We start from the raw sequence: 15025 nt of genomic DNA, 5'->3' as shown, positions 1-15025 counted from the left end.
GCAATCGCGTAACGCGACCGATCCCCTTTCGTTATCCGAGCGGGACGCCACATGGTCGTTCCAGCCTGCACGTGGAGGAACCAACGCATGACGGCTGCCCCGACAGCGGGACTCGCGCAGTCCACCGGACAGACCCGAGTCTCCCGAATCGCGCCATCCGGCGCTCCCGTCGACCTGACCCTGCCAGCAGCGTTCGGTGACTACCAGTGGTACGGCAACACCCGGTTCACCGGCCCGCGGACGGCCCGCCAGTTCTTCCTCGCGCCTGCGGGGGAGCACCGGGTGATCCCCAGACACGTGCTGCCCGGGGCGCGGGAGCGGCGGCAGTCGATGCGCGGCTTCGACGCCGTGGTCTTCGAGGCGCCCGACCGCAGCGACTCCGCGCTCGTGCTCTCCGGGCCCCACCACGAGGCCACCACCTGGTTCGGCGGCCCGGCGCCCGACGCCGCAGGCGTCTCGCGGTTGCTGGCCACGTTCCGGTTCGCCGACTCGTCGTCCGGCGCGGCGCTCACCCCCGCGTCGGACCTGCTCGTCAAGCAGAGCGATGTGGCGCTGATCGGGCGCAACGCGCAGTCGATGCTGGTCGTGCGCCGCTCCACCGAGGTGCTGCAGACCCTGCCGCCGTGGGCGGGCATGCCGCTGCCCGGCGGCGAGCTGTGGCGCTCGGGACGCAGGCTGGATCCGGGGGGCTCGTCCCGCGTCGCGGGCACTCCGCACGAGTGGCGCTACCTGTTCGCGAGCGAGAGCGTCGCGATGGACCTGGTCCTGCACGGCCCCGAGTCCGGCAAGCCGTCCCTCCCCATGGGTGAGGACCAGGTCGTCGCCGCGCTGGCCGCGCTCAGCGGCCGGTGGAGGGGCTGAGCCGTGTCCGTCGCACTCGCGGTGGCGCTGCTCGCGCTGCTCATCGCGCTCTTCACGCTGGTGGCGCTCGTCGCGGTGTACGCGAGGGTGCGCGCACTGGAGGCCGCGGGCCCGGCCGAGCTGTCCGGGTACGTCGCACTGGTCGGGCGCCAGGCGCCGGCTGCGGTCCGCCCCGGTCCGGGGCAGCGGGCGGCCGTCGTGGCCGTGCTGGACGCCCACTGCGCGCTCTGCCACGCCGTGTGGGACGCGCTCTGCGCCGTCCAGGAGGACCCGCACGTCCGCGTCGTCGCGCTGGTCGACCGGCCGGAGGACTTCGCCGTCCGCGCCGGTGGCCGGGCCGAGCTGCTGGCCGACCCCGACGCCAGGGCCGACCTGTTCGAGGGGTACTCGCCGACCCTGCTGGCCGTCGACGCCGCCGGCGTCGTCATGCACCGCAGCTTCGTCTACTCCGACACCGACCTGGGCGCCCTCGTCCAGGACCTGACGCAGCGTCCCGATCCGATGCCGGGCGCCGAGCGCCACTCCGAAGGACGAGAGGTGACCCGGGCATGACCCACCTGGACGAGATCCCGATGACGTCGGCGCCGCCCGCGCAGGCGGTCCCGAGTGCCGTGGTGGCCCGCATCCGCGCCATCCGGCCCAGTCGCCGCACGGTGCTGCGCGGGCTCGTGATCGGCGCGGCCGCGGCGGCACTCGTGCCCCTGGACTGGTACCTGAGCCGTCGGGAGGCCGCGGCGCAGGACGACGAGGACGAGGACGAGGACGACGACAGGTCGGAGCACCTCACCTGTACGCCGTCGTCGTACGACGAGGAGTCCAACAACTGGCCGGACGACGGCGCGGCGCTCTGCTACGGCGGCTGGCGCCGTGGCTCGTACCCGTGCTCGGGCGGGTTCCACCGCGAGGGCGAGTACGAGTCACAGGGCGACTACTACGAGTCGACGCGGCTCACCACGTCCTGTGACGGCAAGAACGCGTGGCGCTGGCGCGGCTACCGCTGCTCCGACGCGGTCACCGAGGTCTACTACGACGACGGCGACAGCTACCGCGGGCTGACGATCGCCGCGTGCGAGCTCCCGGACACCGAGGGGGAGCCGGCCGCCGCGCTCGTCGGAACCGGGTCGAGCCCGTCGTGACGGTCCCGCCGCGGGCGCGTCCCCGCTGGCTGCTGCACCCCGTGACGGCGGCGCTCACGCTGCTGCTCGTCGGGGCGTTCGCCGCGTTCGTGGCGGGCACCGCGGTGCGGGACCTCGCGGCGGGAGGTGCGCTGCTCCTGCTGGTCACGGTGGCGGGCGCCGCTGCCGGGTTCGCCAACTCGGGCAGCACTTGAAGTCACAACTCGGCGTTCCTGCTGAGCGCGTCGGTCTGGCGCGACAAGCCCGTGATCCGGTACTTCGGCACCGGACTGCTGCTCGGCGCCGTGCTGGTGGCCTTCGCGGCCGCCGTGCTCGGTGCGCTGCCGCAGGCGCTGGTACCCGCGGTGGCGCGGGAGGTGCTCTTCGGGCTGGTCGTGGTGCCGGTGCTGCTGCGGGAGTTCGGGCTGCTGCGGTTCCGGGTGCCGGAGAACGCCCGGCTGGTGCCGGAGGACGTGCAGCACATGCGGGAGTGGGGTGCGCTGCAGTTCGGGTTCGAGATGGGCACCGGGGTGCGCACCTACTCGCCATCGGCGTTGCCGCACCTCGTGCTGGTGGCGATCGTGCTCGTCGTGCCGTTCCCGGCCGCGTTCGGGGCGGCCGCGGGCTTCGCGATCGGACGGCTGGCGATGCCGCTGCTGTCCAACGCCTGGAGCGACGACGGCGCGTGGAGCGAGCTGTGGGCGCGCTCGGAGCGGATCGCCCGCCCGCTACTGGCCCTGACCTGCGGTGGGACGCTCGTCGCTGCCATGCTCGAGTGGTGAAGACCGCCGAGGTGGTCGTCGTGTACGACGTCTCCTGCCCTGTCTGCTCCCGGATCGCGCGGGAGCTGCCCGACCTGCTGCGGGTGCCGGTGAAGGTCCGGTCCTGCCGCGACCCTCAGCTCGCCGCCCGCTATCCCGCGCTGCCCGCCTCCGTGCGGGCCTGTGCCGCTCCGGCGCTGGGCACCGTCCGTCCCGACGGCTCCGTGCGGTGGTGGCCGGGGGTGAGCGGGGCCCTCGCCGTGCTGCCCGTGGTGCGCCGGGGCGCCCTGTGGGAGGCGCTCGCCGTGCTGCGTACCGCGCTGCGCGCCCGGGCGTGACGGCGATCTCAGCCGGCCGCCGACTAGCGTGACGGTGTGACGATCACGGAGCTTCCCTACGGTTCCTGGCCCACGCCGATCACATCCGAGCTCGTCGTCACCGCCTCCGCGCGGCTCTCGGAGCTCCGCGTCGACGGTTCCGACATCGTGTGGTCCGAGGGCCGCCCCGCCGACGCCGGGCGCGTCCAGCTGGTCCGGCGCGCGGCGGACGGCACCACCACCGACCTGCTGCCGGCCGGGATGAACGCCCGCACGGCGGTGCACGAGTACGGGGGCGCGGCCTGGTGGGTGCGCGACCGGGTGCTGTGGTTCAGCGAATGGTCCGACCAGCGGCTGTACCGGCTCGCACCGGGAGCCGACCCCGTCGCCCTCACGCCCGAGCCGGCCATGCCGCGGGGCGACCGCTTCGCCGACGGTGACCTCGCGCCCGACGGGAGCTACCTGGTCTGCGTCCGGGAGCGGCACACCGGCGCCTCGGCCACCGAGGTGCGCAACGAGATCGTCCGGCTCGCCGCCGATGCGCCGTCGGAGCCGGAGGTGCTCGTCACCGGTCCGGACTTCGTCGCCGCGCCCCGGATCAGCCCGGACGGCAGATCGCTCGCCTGGCTGCAGTGGAACCACCCGTCGATGCCGTGGGACGACACCCTGCTGATGATCCGCGACCTCGAGACGGGGGAGGAGACGGTCGTGGCCGGTGGCCGCGGCGAGTCGGTGGCGGAGCCCCGGTGGCAGCCGGACGGGTCGCTGTGGTTCATCAGCGACCGCACCGACTGGTGGAACATCTACCGCTGGGTGCCCGACGTTGACATCAGGCCGGTCGTGCGGATCGACGCGGAGATCGGTGTGCCGGGCTGGGCGTTCGGCTCGGCGCGGTTCGTCGTGCTCCCCGACGGCCGGGTGGTGTTCGCCCGGCAACGGGCCGGGTTCGACGGACTGGCCGTGGGCGAGCTCGACGGGTCGGTCACCGACCTGGACCTGCCGTTCTCGGCGATCGGTGCGGTGCGGGCCACCGGCACCGACACGGTGGCCGTCGTCGCGGGGAGTCCAGCCGCCGAGACGGGCGTCTTCCTCGTGGACATCGGGACCTGCGACGTCGGGGAGCTGCGGCCGCCCCGCGACGTCGGCGTCGACCTCTCGACGATCTCGGTGCCCGAGGCCGTCTCGTTCCCGTCGGTGGACGCCGCCGGGGAACGCCGCACGGCCCACGCGCTGTTCTATCCGCCCACCAACGAGGGGTACCGCGCCCCCGACGGCGAGCTCCCGCCGCTGCTCGTGGTGATCCACGGCGGCCCCACGTCGGCGGCCGTGCCTGCGCTGAACCTGTCGGTCCAGTACTGGACGAGCCGCGGGTTCGCCGTCGTCGACGTGAACTACGGCGGCTCCACCGGATACGGCCGCGCCTACCGCGAGCAACTGCTGGGCGGGTGGGGCGTGATCGACGTCGCCGACTGCATGGCGGCCGCGGAGTGGCTGGCGGCGCACGGCCGCGTCGACCGCAACCGGCTGTGCATCCGCGGCGGCTCGGCGGGCGGCTACACGACGCTCGCGGCGCTGGCCCGCGCCGACACCCCGTTCGCGGCCGGGGCGAGCCACTACGGGGTGGCCGACCTCGCGGCACTGGCGGCCGACACGCACAAGTTCGAGAGCCGCTACCTCGACCGCCTCGTCGGCCCCTACCCGGCGGCCCGCGAGCTGTACGAGGAGCGCTCGCCGATCCACCACGTCGACCGGTTCGAGCGGCCGCTGATCGTCCTGCAGGGCGACGAGGACGAGATCGTCCCGCCGCGCCAGAGCGAGCTGATCGTCGACGCGCTGCGGGCGCGCCGGCTGCCCGTGGCCTACCTGCTGTTCGAGGGTGAGCAGCACGGGTTCCGGCGCGCCGAGAACATCCGCAGGGCCCTGGACGCGGAGCTCAGCTTCTACGCCCAGGTGCTCGGGTTCGAGCTGCCCGCGGAGGAGGGCATCGAACCGGTGACGGTGGAGAACCTCTGACCGCGGGTCAGGCGCCGCCGGTGGCCGCGGTGTCCAGCGTCCCCGGGTCAGCCGGTGCCACGGCCGTGCGCCTCGCCCGGGAGAGCCTGCGCTCCACGTACTCCGCCAGCCTGCCGAGCGCGTAGTTGATGACGATGAAGATCAGCGCCACGACCGCGTAGATCTGGATGGGGTTGTGCAGCGTCTGGATGATGATGTTCGCCGTCCGGACGAACTCCTCGTAGCTGATGATGAAGCCCAGCGAGGTGTCCTTGACGATCACCACGAGCTGGCTGATCAGCGCGGGCAGCATCACCCGGAACGCCTGCGGCAGCAGGATCGAGGAGAGCACCTGGCCCCGGGTCAGCCCGAGCGAGTAGCCCGCCTCCGCCTGCCCGCGCGGCAGCGACGCCACGCCCGCGCGGATGATCTCCGCGATGATCACCGAGTTGTACGCGGTGAGGCCGATGACCAGGTACCACAGGATCGGCAGGTCCAGGCCCACCTCGGGGAGCACCCGTGCCGCGAAGAAGATCGCGATGACCACGGGGACACCGCGCAGGAACTCGATCACCCCGACGACGAGCCAGCGGTAGTACCGGTTCGCCGTGATGCGGCTGACCGCGAAGAGCGTGCCGATGACCAGCGAGAACGCCAGCGTGAGCGCCGCGGCCACGAGCGTGGCGACCAAGGCCTGACCGAGCAGCCGCCAGACTGCCAGGAAGCTGGGGTCGAACGGGTTGACCAGCGGGCCCCACAGCTCGCCGGAGAACTGGCCCTGGCCCGCCAGCCGGATGACCACGAGAGCGATGACGACCAGCACGATCACGCCGGCGACACCGCTGGAGATCAGGGTGCGGCGCCGGGTGACCGGACCGGGTGCGTCGTAGAGGACCGAGGTGGTCATCGGGCCACCGACACCTTCCGCTCGAGGACACCCAGCAGGATCCCGCCGGGGATGGTCAGGACCAGGTAGCCCAGCAGCACGCCGATCAGCACGGCCCCTGCGGCATAGCCCTGTGCCGAGGTGAGCTGGACGCCGTTGGCGAACAGGTCGCCGCCGACACCGAACGCGCCGACGATGGCCGAGTTCTTGATCATGGCGATGATCACGCTGCCGAGCGGCGGCACGACCGTGCGCAGCGCCTGGGGCAGCACGATCAGCGAGAGCGACTGGCTGAACGTCAGCCCGATCGCGCGGGCCGCCTCGGCCTGCCCGGCCGACACGGAGTTGATGCCACTGCGCACGGCCTCGCACACGAAGGCCGCGGTGTAGAAGGTCAGGCCGATGACGCCGAAGTAGAAGTAGGACCCGTTGACCCCCAGTTCGGGCAGCCCGAAGGCCACGGCGAACAGGACGACGGCCAGCGGGGTGTTGCGGAAGACCGTGACCCATGCGGAGCCGACCATCCGCAGCGGTGGCACCGGTGAGACCCGGAAGCCCGCCAGGATCGTGCCCAGGACGAGCGCACCGACCGCGGAGAACAGGCAGATGCGCAGCGTCTGGAGGAAACCCTGCGCGTACAGCGGAAACTGCTCGACGATGACGCCCACGAGACCTCTTTCGCGCGGAGGAACGCAACCGGGGTGCCGACCGGCCTGGTCGGCACCCCGGTTGCGTCGGAGATCAGCTGCAGGTGCCGGCTGCGGGCAGCGGCGGAACCTCCGGGCTGACCTTCCCGACGGTCGAGTCCCAGGCGGCCTTGTAGCTGCCGTCGGTCTCCGCCTCCTTGAGCGTCTGGTCGATGAACTCGCAGAAGGCGACGTCGCCCTTCTTGATGCCGATGCCGTAGGGCTCCTCGGTGAACTTCTTGTTCACGAGCTTGAACGCCCCGCCCGAGTTCTCGATCAGGCCGGTGAGGATGACGTTGTCGGTGGTGACGACGTCGACCTGGCCGGTGCGCAGCGCGTCGGCGCACTTGGAGTACACGTCGAACAGCGTGAGGTTCGCCGGGTCGATGTACTTCTTGATGTTCTCCGACGGCGTCGAGCCGGCGACGGAGCAGACCTTGGCGTTGGCGCCGCGCAGCGAGTCCGGACCGGTGATGGTGGTGTTGTCGCTCTTCACCATCAGGTCCTGGCCCGCGACGTAGTACGGGCCGGCGAAGGTGATGCGTTCCTTGCGCTTGTCGTTGATCGTGTAGGTGGCGACGACCATGTCGACGCGGTTCTGCTCGATCACCTCCTCACGCACGGCGGACGGTGCCTCGGTGTAGACGATCTTGTCGGCCGGGATTCCGAGCTTGGCCGCGATGATCTTGGCGATCTCGACGTCGAAGCCGGCGGGGTTGCCGTCGAGACCCTTCAGGCCGAACAGCGGCTGGTCGAACTTGGTGCCCAGCCGCAGGGTCTGGGCCTTGTTGAGGGTGTCCATCGTGGAGCCGGCCGGGAAGGACACGCCCTCGGCGACCGACGGCGCGGCACCCGAGGAACCGAGCGATGACGACTGGTCACCGCAGGCGGTGGCAGCGAGCACCACCGCCGCCGCGACCGCGGCGATCCGGGTGAGGTGTGCGAGACGCATGGTGGTGCGGGTCCTTCCGTTGGAGCGGGAAAACGAGGCAGGTGCCGACCGGGATGTGGCCCGTCAGTGCGTGAGGATCTTGCCGAGGAAGTCCTTGGCACGGTCGGACGTCGGGCTGGAGAAGAAGGCGTCCGGCGCGGCGTCCTCGACGATCTCGCCGTCGGACATGAACACCACCCGGTGCGCGGCCCTGCGGGCGAAGCCCATCTCGTGGGTGACCACCAGCATCGTCATGCCGTCGGCGGCGAGCGTGGTCATCACGTCGAGGACCTCCTGCACCATCTCGGGGTCGAGGGCGGAGGTCGGCTCGTCGAAGAGCATCACCTTGGGCTTCATGGCCAGCGCACGGGCGATCGCCGCGCGCTGCTGCTGGCCGCCGGAGAGCTGGGCCGGGTACTTGTCGCGCTGGTTCGCGATCCCGACCCGTTCGAGGAGCGCGAGCCCGTTCTTCTCGGCGTCGGACTTCGACGCCTTGCGGACCTTGAGCGGCCCGAGGGTGACGTTCTCGAGAATCGTCTTGTGCGCGAACAGGTTGAAGCTCTGGAAGACCATGCCGACATCGGCGCGCAGCGCGGCGAGTGCCTTGCCCTCGGCGGGCAGCTCCTTGCCGTCGACCTCGATGGTGCCGCTGTCGATCGGTTCCAGGCGGTTGATCGTGCGGCAGAGCGTGGACTTGCCGGACCCCGACGGGCCGAGCACCACCACGACCTGGCCGCTCGCGACCTCGAGGTTGATGTCGCGCAGGACGTGCAGCTCGCCGAAGTGCTTGTCGACGGACGCCATCCGGATCATGGGCGTGTTGGTCATCGCGGGCCTCCGGGCATGGCGGGACGCTATGGGGGTGTGGATGGCACAGTCCAGCACCTTGAGCAACCCATAGGGTTTCGCTCCGATAACGCTCGGCGAGAAGGTGTGGAGGAACGTGCACATCCTGCTGGTGGAGGACGATGATCGGATCGCGGCCGCACTACGTCCGGCGCTGCACCGCCACGGCATCACCACCACGCGGCTCTCGCGCGGCCGCGGTGCCGTCGACCACCTGGCCGGTGTCGATGTCGTGCTGCTCGACCTCGGCCTGCCCGACATCGACGGGGTGGACGTCTGCCGGGCGATCCGCGAGGTCAGCGAGGTCCCGGTGATCGTGGTGTCGGCACGCGGCGAGGTGGACGACCGCATCCTCGGGCTGCACTCCGGGGCCGACGACTACATCGTCAAGCCCTACGACATCGGCGAGCTGGTGGCGCGGGTCCATGCCGTGTACCGGCGGCGCCGGGTCGCCTCGCCCGCCGGGCCGGAGGACATCGTGATGGTCGACGACGTGAGCGTCGACCTGCACCGCCACTCGGTGACGGTCGGGGGGACGCCGGTGAACCTCACCCGCAAGGAGTTCCAGGTGCTCGCGCTGCTCGCGAGCTCGGGCGGCGCCGTGTGCACGCGCAGCCGGATCGTGGCGGAGGTGTGGGGCCGGTCCTGGGCGGGCGCCAACCGGACGCTCGACGTCCACGTGGCCACGCTCCGCACCAAGCTCGGCCGCCCCGAGCTGGTGCAGACGGTCCGGGGCGTCGGCTACCGGCTGGGTGTGCCCGAGAGCGGGGCCCCCGGAATCGGCGCGGAGTAGGGGTGGCCGCCCGGTTACTGGTGATCGTGCTGTTCCTGGTCGGCCTGCTGGCCGCGGGCCTCGGGGTACCGCTGGCGCTGACCAACGCCTACGCCAACCAGCTCGAGCTGTTCACCGACCGGTTGACCGACACGATCTTCTACGCCTCGCTCGCCGAGCGCCCGATCACCGACGCGGACACCACGGGGCTGACCGCCGACCTGACCCGCTACGACGCCGTGTACGGCGTGGCGGTGCTGGTGGTCGACCGCGAGGGTGAGCTGGTGGCCGCCTCGCGGCGCCCGGCGCCGGTGCTGGACGACGCCGGCCGGGAGCGGGTCGAGCTGGCACTGGCGAACCGGCGCTCGGAGGCCTACCCGCTGCTCCTGCCGTGGGACGACCGGCCGATGGTGCTCGCCGAACCGGTGCTGGTCGACACCGAGGTGCGCGGAGCCGTCGTCACCGTGTCGCCCACCACCGCGCTGCGCGCCGAGGAGCTGCGGGTGTGGTCGCTGGTCGCGGCCGCCGGGCTGCTCGCCCTCGTAATGGCCGTACTGGTCGCGCTCCCGATCGTCCGGTGGATCCTGCGTCCGGTCCGCAGGCTCGACGAGGGCACCGGGCGCGTGGCGGCCGCGGTGCTCGCCGGAGCCGGGGCGGAGCCGGTGGCCGACGGGACCGGGCCCCCCGAGCTGCGCAGGCTGTCGGTCTCCTTCGACCGGATGGCGGAGACGGTGACGCAGGCGTACTCGGCGCAGCGCGCCTTCGTCGCCGACGCGAGCCACCAGCTGCGCAACCCGCTCACCGCGCTGCGCCTGCGGCTGTCCAACCTGGAGGGGCACCTCGACGCGGCCGGCGCCGAGGACCACGTCGCCGCTCTGGAGGAGACCGACCGGCTCTCCACGCTGCTCGACGGGCTGCTCGCGCTGGCCCGCGCCGAGCGCACCGCCCCGGTGGCGGACGTCGAGGTCGACCCGGTCGTCGCGGACCGGCTCGACGCCTGGCGGCCGCTCGCCGAGCACACGGGCCTGCAGCTCCTGCGCAACGGGCGGCGCGGGCTGCGGGCGGCGGCGCCGACCGGGGCGATCGAGACCGTGCTCGATGCGCTGCTGGACAACGCGGTGAAGTTCTCCCCGCGCGGTGGCACGATCACCGTGCGGACCGCGGCCACGGCGTCCCACGTCGAGATCGCCGTGCGGGACACCGGCCCGGGGCTGGCCCCCGACGAGCTGGAGCGGGCGACGGGCCGGTTCTGGCGCAGTCCCGCGCAGAGCAACGTCGAGGGCTCCGGGCTCGGGCTGGCCATCGCCGCCCGCACCGTCGAGGTCGCGGGCGGTGAGCTGCGCCTCGAACTACCGGCCGGTGGCGGCCTGCAGGTGATCGCGCGGCTGGTCCGGGTGGCCCCGGAGGCGGCCGGGGAGGAGCCCGGAGGCGGCTGAGATCAGCTGGTCTTCAGCAGGCGGAAGAACCGCTCCGCGCCGGGGTGCAACGGCACCGGCTGGGTGCCGATGGCGGCGCGCGGGTCGATGGTGAGGGCCGAGGGGCTGGCCAACGCCAGTTCCGGCTGCGCCTCGAACATGCCTTTGACCAGCGCATTCGCCAGATCGTCCGGCATCGATGCGGCCACCAGCAGGAAGTTGCGCACCAGGAGTGTGGTGACGGGGGCCGGGATCCCGTAGGTCGTGGCCGGGACCGTGCCGGGCGCGTACGCCGGAAAGGCCGCCCGTACCTCCTTGACCACGTCCTCGAGGTCCAGCAACCGGATGGGCAGCGTCGTCGCCAGCCGGCTGACGCCCTCGGTGGGCACCCCGCCCGACCAGAAGAACGCGTCGATCGCGCCGCTCTCCATCGCGGCGACGGACTCGTTGATCCCGAGCTGCTGCGCCTGCAGATCGGTGTCCGGCACCAGCCCGGCCGCGCGCAGCAACCGGGTGGCGATCACGTACACGCCCGAGTCGGGGGCTCCGATCGACACCCGCGCCCCCCGCAGGCCGGCCAGCGTCGTCGCGGGCGAGGACGCCCTGACGACGACGTGCACGACGTCGTCGTAGATCCGGGCGAGCGCGCGGGGGGCCCGCGGGTCGCCGGGCGTGGAGCGCTCCAGCTGGTCGGCAGCCGTGTCCACCTGGCTGAACACCACATCGGCGCCGCCGTCGGCGAGCAGCCGCAGGTTGTCCACCGAGCCCGCTGTCGACAGCACCCCCGGACGGAGGTCGAGCCCCAGCTTCCGCTGCCACGCGTCGGCCAGCGCGTTTCCCAGCCGGAAGTAGACGCCCTGGGTGCCGCCCGTCGCCAGCGTCAGCCGGGTGCCGGCGTAGGGAGACGAGCAGGCGGCGAGCGCCCCCAGCACGCCGAGCGCGCCGAGCCCGCGCAGGACGGCGCGCCGTCCCATCACGCCCCCACCCGCCACGGGGGCATCCTGCCGTGCCCGGCCGATGCGGTCGACCGCCTCTCGACGGCCTACTCTTTTTCTGTGACCCGCAGCTACACCATCCGCACCTATGGGTGCCAGATGAACGTGCACGACTCCGAGCGCATGGCCGGGCTCCTGGAGGCGGCGGGGTACGCGAAGGCCGAGTCGGACGATGCCGACGTCGTCGTCTTCAACACCTGCGCCGTTCGGGAGAACGCCGACAACCGGCTCTACGGCAACCTCGGCCACCTCCGGCCGGTGAAGGACGCCCGGCCGGGCATGCAGATCGCGGTGGGTGGCTGCCTCGCGCAGAAGGACCGCTCGGAGATCGTCCGGCGCGCCCCCTGGGTCGACGTGGTGTTCGGCACCCACAACGTGCACGCCCTGCCGGTCCTGCTGGAGCGGGCCCGGCACAACGAGGCCGCCCAGGTCGAGATCGCCGAGTCGCTCGAGGTCTTCCCCTCCACGCTGCCCGCCCGCCGCGAGTCGGCCTACGCCGGCTGGGTGTCGATCTCCGTGGGCTGCAACAACACGTGCACCTTCTGCATCGTGCCGTCGCTGCGGGGCACGGAGAAGGACCGCAGGCCGGGTGACGTGCTGGCCGAGGTGTCCGCACTGGCGGCCGACGGCGTCCTCGAGGTGACCCTGCTCGGGCAGAACGTCAACTCCTACGGCGTCGAGTTCGGCGACCGCGGCGCTTTCGCCAAGCTGCTGCGGGCCTGCGGCGACGTCGAGGGCCTCGAGCGGGTGCGCTTCACCTCGCCGCACCCGCGCGACTTCACCTCCGACGTGATCGCGGCCATGGCCGAGACGCCGAACGTGTGCCCGCAGCTGCACATGCCGCTGCAGTCCGGCTCCGACGACGTGCTGCGCCGGATGCGCCGCTCCTACCGGTCCACGCGCTACCTGGGGATCATCGACGAGGTGCGCGCGTCGATCCCGGACGCGGCGATCAGCACCGACATCATCGTCGGGTTCCCCGGCGAGACCGACGCCGACTTCGAGGCCACTCTCGACGTCGTGCGTGCCGCCCGGTTCGCCAACGCCTTCACGTTCCAGTACTCGCCGCGGCCGGGCACCCCCGCGGCCACGCTGCCCGACCAGGTGCCCAAGGCCGTGGTGCAGGAGCGGTACGAGCGGCTCGTCACGCTCCAGGAGGAGATCTCCTGGGAGGCCAACCGCGCCCTCGAGGGCCGGGTCGTCGAAGTGCTGGTGTCCACGGGGGAAGGCCGCAAGGACGGCGCCACCCGGCGGATGAGCGGCCGCGCCCGTGACGGGCGGCTGGTCCACTTCGCTCCGGGTCCGGAGGGTTCCGGCACGATCCGGCCGGGGGACGTCGTCGAGGTCACCGTCGGGTACGGGGCGCCGCACCACCTGGTGGCCGACGGTCCTGTGTTGTCCCACCGGCGCACGCGCGCGGGTGACGTCCACGAGACGGGTACCCGTACCGGGGGCGCCGCCACCGGGCTGGGCCTGCCCGCGTTCGGTGCGCCGGAGCCGGTGGCGGCGGCACCCGCGTGCGGGACGAGCGCGTGACCCGGCGCAGTGAGGGAGAGACGTGATGAGTGACCGGAAGATTCCCGACGAGCTGGTGGCCCTCGACGCGGAGCTGAGCGGGAGGCGCTTCCCGATCGTCCGCCAGATCGACCCCGGCCCGACCGCGATGGGAGTGTCCGTCGCGATCCTCGTGCTGATCGTGGGGCTGATCCTGCCGTGGACCGGGTCGATCCACGGGTGGCAGGTGCTCGCGGGCCTCGAGCCGCAGCTCGGCGTGCTGCCGCGGCTGTTCACCTTCACCTCGCTCGGCTTCGGCCTCGTGGTCTCGGCACTCGCGCTCGCCACCCGGTGGTGGGCGCTCGCCTGGCTGGCCGCGGTGGGCTGCGGGATCTCCGTGGTGACCGGGGTGTGGGCGATCTGGTCCCGGCAGGTCTCGATCACCGCGGGCGGCACCTCGGCCGGGATCGGGCTCGTGGTGGCCCTGCTCGCCGTGATCGCGCTCGCTGTGTGCTGGGTGCGGATCGCCGGGCGCCGCTGAGGGGCGGGCAGCCCGCGGGCTGCCCGGCCCTCAGCGCTGCCCGCCCCTCAGCGCTGCTTGACCGCCTGCTCCGCGGTGGTGAGCCACTCGCGCCACTGCTCGGCCTGGCTCCGGGCCTGCTCGGCACGCCGGGCGTCACCGGCCGCGCTGGCCTTCTCCGCCTGCGCCTCGAACTGGGCCACCCGCTCGCGGAACTGGGCCACCCTCGCCTCGGCCTCGGGGTCGGTGCGCCGCCACTGCCGCTCGGCGGCCTCCCGCACCCTCTCCTCGACGGCCCGCAGGCCGGCCTCGAGTGGCCGGATGTCGTCGCGCGGGACCTTGCCGATCTCCTCCCAGCGCTCTTGGACGCGCCGCAGCGCCGCGCGTGCCCCGGCCGGGTCGGACAGGTCGATCTTCTCGGCCTCGACGAGCAGCGCCCGCTTCGCGTCGGCGTTGGCCGCGAACTCGGCGTCGCGCTCGGCGAACGTGCCGGCGCGGCGCGCGAAGAACGCGTCCTGAGCGGTGCGGAAGCGCTGCCACAGCGAGTCGTCGGCGTCCTTCTGCGCGCGCCCCGCGGCCTTCCACTCCGTCATCAGGTCGCGGAAACGGGCCGCCGTGGGACCCCAGTCGTCGGAGTCGCTCAGCTTCTCGGCCTCGACGACCAGCTCCTCCTTGCGGGTCTTGGCCGTGGCGCGCTGGCGGTCGAGGTCGGCGAAGTGGGAGCCGCGGCGCCGGTTGAACGACTCACGCGCCTTCGAGAACCGCTTCCACAGCAGCTCGTCGGTCTTGCGGTCGACGCCGCGGATCGCGCGCCACTCGTCGAGGATCGCCTTGAACCGGTCGCCCGCCTGCTTCCACTGCGTGGCCTCCTCGGCGAGGGTCTCGGCCTCCGCCGCGAGCTCCTCCTTGCGGGCCACCGCGGCGGCGCGCTGGGCGTCGCGCGCCGACCGGGCCGCGGCGACGGCCTCCTCGGCCTGGGTCACCAGCTCGTCCAGCCGGGCCCGCAGCCCCACCAGGTCGCCGACCACGGTGGCCTCGGCCAGCCCGTCACGCAGCGTCTTCGCGCTGCTCAGGGCGTGCTTCGGCTCGCCGCCGCCCGCCGCGAGCCGGGCGGCGAGCAGCTCGACCTCGGTGAGCAGGTCGTCGAACCGGCGGGCGAAGTGGGCGAGCCCCTCCTCGGGGGCCCCGGCCTGCCAGGAGCCCACGATCCGCTCACCCTCGGGAGTGCGGACGTAGATCGTGCCCTCGGCGTCGACCCGCCCCCAGCGGCCCGGGTCGGTGCCGGCGCTGGCCACGGGGGAGGGCTGGGCCACCGGCGCCGCCACCTCCGGAGCGACCGCCGCCGGCGTGGCCACGGGGGGCGCCGGGTGCGGCACCCCCGGCACCGCCGGCGGCCCCGGCCGGGGCGGGGCGGGCACGGCGGCAGGCCCGGGC

At 72.9% G+C, this 15025-nt stretch carries 17 protein-coding genes; 11 read left to right on the top strand and 6 right to left on the bottom strand.

The window, feature by feature from the left end:
• Nucleotides 1-87 precede the first annotated feature (87 nt).
• From HF577_RS20770 to HF577_RS20740, 7 genes are read left to right on the top strand one after another with little or no spacing between them, the layout of a single operon-like run.
• Nucleotides 88-861, top strand: coding sequence for a hypothetical protein (locus HF577_RS20770; RefSeq protein ID WP_169397580.1), 774 nt, complete (start codon nt 88-90; stop codon nt 859-861).
• A gap of 3 nt (nt 862-864) precedes the next feature.
• Entirely contained in the window at nt 865-1413 is a 549-nt protein-coding gene (locus HF577_RS20765; RefSeq protein WP_169397579.1) for a hypothetical protein, read from the top strand.
• Nucleotides 1410-1997 (top strand): hypothetical protein, encoded by a 588-nt coding sequence (locus HF577_RS20760; protein WP_169397578.1) that lies wholly within the window; start codon nt 1410-1412, stop codon nt 1995-1997. The genes HF577_RS20765 and HF577_RS20760 overlap by 4 nt, the downstream gene beginning before the upstream one ends.
• Nucleotides 1994-2191 carry a hypothetical protein gene (locus HF577_RS20755; RefSeq protein WP_169397577.1) on the top strand — a complete coding sequence of 66 codons (198 nt, stop codon included), beginning with the start codon at nt 1994-1996 and terminating at the stop codon, nt 2189-2191. Before HF577_RS20760 ends, HF577_RS20755 begins: the two co-directional genes overlap by 4 nt.
• A 51-nt stretch (nt 2192-2242) precedes the next feature.
• Complete coding sequence (locus tag HF577_RS20750; RefSeq protein WP_169397576.1) at nt 2243-2758, top strand: hypothetical protein; 516 nt, start codon at nt 2243-2245, stop codon at nt 2756-2758.
• A complete protein-coding gene (locus tag HF577_RS20745) occupies nt 2755-3075 on the top strand; it encodes a hypothetical protein (RefSeq protein WP_246266805.1) in 321 nt (106 codons plus the stop codon). Before HF577_RS20750 ends, HF577_RS20745 begins: the two co-directional genes overlap by 4 nt.
• 36 nt (nt 3076-3111) lie before the next feature.
• Complete coding sequence (locus tag HF577_RS20740; RefSeq protein ID WP_169397574.1) at nt 3112-5067, top strand: S9 family peptidase; 1956 nt, start codon at nt 3112-3114, stop codon at nt 5065-5067.
• 7 nt (nt 5068-5074) lie between these two features.
• On the opposite strand, the gene HF577_RS20735 is transcribed toward HF577_RS20740, so the two are convergent.
• The 4 genes from HF577_RS20735 to HF577_RS20720 form a co-directional block, all read right to left on the bottom strand.
• Nucleotides 5075-5953, bottom strand: coding sequence for an amino acid ABC transporter permease (locus HF577_RS20735; RefSeq protein ID WP_169397573.1), 879 nt, complete (start codon nt 5951-5953; stop codon nt 5075-5077).
• Nucleotides 5950-6600: an amino acid ABC transporter permease gene (locus HF577_RS20730; protein ID WP_169397572.1), complete on the bottom strand. Its 651-nt coding sequence runs from the start codon at nt 6598-6600 to the stop codon at nt 5950-5952. The genes HF577_RS20735 and HF577_RS20730 overlap by 4 nt, the downstream gene beginning before the upstream one ends.
• Nucleotides 6601-6673: 73 nt before the next feature.
• Nucleotides 6674-7570 carry a glutamate ABC transporter substrate-binding protein gene (locus tag HF577_RS20725; RefSeq protein WP_169397571.1) on the bottom strand — a complete coding sequence of 299 codons (897 nt, stop codon included), beginning with the start codon at nt 7568-7570 and terminating at the stop codon, nt 6674-6676.
• Between the two features lie 63 nt (nt 7571-7633).
• Entirely contained in the window at nt 7634-8362 is a 729-nt protein-coding gene (locus tag HF577_RS20720) for an amino acid ABC transporter ATP-binding protein (RefSeq protein WP_169397597.1), read from the bottom strand.
• Between the two features lie 130 nt (nt 8363-8492).
• Here HF577_RS20720 and HF577_RS20715 point away from each other — a divergent pair, with 130 nt between their 5' ends.
• Both HF577_RS20715 and HF577_RS20710 read left to right on the top strand, forming a co-directional pair.
• Nucleotides 8493-9188, top strand: coding sequence for a response regulator transcription factor (locus tag HF577_RS20715; protein WP_169397570.1), 696 nt, complete (start codon nt 8493-8495; stop codon nt 9186-9188).
• Nucleotides 9189-9190: 2 nt separating this feature from the next.
• Complete coding sequence (locus tag HF577_RS20710) at nt 9191-10603, top strand: sensor histidine kinase (protein WP_169397569.1); 1413 nt, start codon at nt 9191-9193, stop codon at nt 10601-10603.
• 2 nt (nt 10604-10605) lie between these two features.
• On the opposite strand, the gene HF577_RS20705 is transcribed toward HF577_RS20710, so the two are convergent.
• Nucleotides 10606-11574: a TAXI family TRAP transporter solute-binding subunit gene (locus HF577_RS20705; RefSeq protein WP_312859263.1), complete on the bottom strand. Its 969-nt coding sequence runs from the start codon at nt 11572-11574 to the stop codon at nt 10606-10608.
• Nucleotides 11575-11637: 63 nt separating this feature from the next.
• On the opposite strand from HF577_RS20705, the gene miaB reads away from it, so the two are divergent.
• Together miaB and HF577_RS20695 are read left to right on the top strand one after the other, a co-directional pair.
• Nucleotides 11638-13113: a tRNA (N6-isopentenyl adenosine(37)-C2)-methylthiotransferase MiaB gene (gene miaB, locus HF577_RS20700; RefSeq protein ID WP_169397568.1), complete on the top strand. Its 1476-nt coding sequence runs from the start codon at nt 11638-11640 to the stop codon at nt 13111-13113.
• Nucleotides 13114-13138: 25 nt separating this feature from the next.
• Complete coding sequence (locus HF577_RS20695) at nt 13139-13612, top strand: Rv2732c family membrane protein (protein ID WP_169397567.1); 474 nt, start codon at nt 13139-13141, stop codon at nt 13610-13612.
• Between the two features lie 47 nt (nt 13613-13659).
• Here HF577_RS20695 and HF577_RS20690 read toward each other — a convergent pair whose 3' ends face one another.
• Nucleotides 13660-14976 (bottom strand): DUF349 domain-containing protein, encoded by a 1317-nt coding sequence (locus HF577_RS20690; RefSeq protein ID WP_169397595.1) that lies wholly within the window; start codon nt 14974-14976, stop codon nt 13660-13662.
• Nucleotides 14977-15025: the final 49 nt, after the last annotated feature.

It is taken from the genome of Pseudonocardia xinjiangensis, assembly GCF_012911925.1.
GTDB classification, from domain to species: domain Bacteria; phylum Actinomycetota; class Actinomycetes; order Mycobacteriales; family Pseudonocardiaceae; genus Pseudonocardia; species Pseudonocardia xinjiangensis.
The sequence above is the reverse complement of the archived record's forward strand: the minus strand, read 5'-3'. Positions and strand labels throughout refer to the sequence as shown.

Bases quoted from the DNA above. Each gene is read 5' to 3' on its own strand.
- HF577_RS20735 (WP_169397573.1), bottom strand. From the start codon at position 5,953: ATGACCACCTCGGTCCTCTACGACGCACCCGGTCCGGTCACCCGGCGC.
- HF577_RS20770 (WP_169397580.1), top strand. From the start codon at position 88: ATGACGGCTGCCCCGACAGCGGGACTCGCGCAGTCCACCGGACAGACC.
- HF577_RS20720 (WP_169397597.1), bottom strand. From the start codon at position 8,362: ATGATCCGGATGGCGTCCGTCGACAAGCACTTCGGCGAGCTGCACGTC.
- HF577_RS20695 (WP_169397567.1), top strand. From the start codon at position 13,139: ATGAGTGACCGGAAGATTCCCGACGAGCTGGTGGCCCTCGACGCGGAG.
- HF577_RS20725 (WP_169397571.1), bottom strand. From the start codon at position 7,570: ATGCGTCTCGCACACCTCACCCGGATCGCCGCGGTCGCGGCGGCGGTG.
- HF577_RS20760 (WP_169397578.1), top strand. From the start codon at position 1,410: ATGACCCACCTGGACGAGATCCCGATGACGTCGGCGCCGCCCGCGCAG.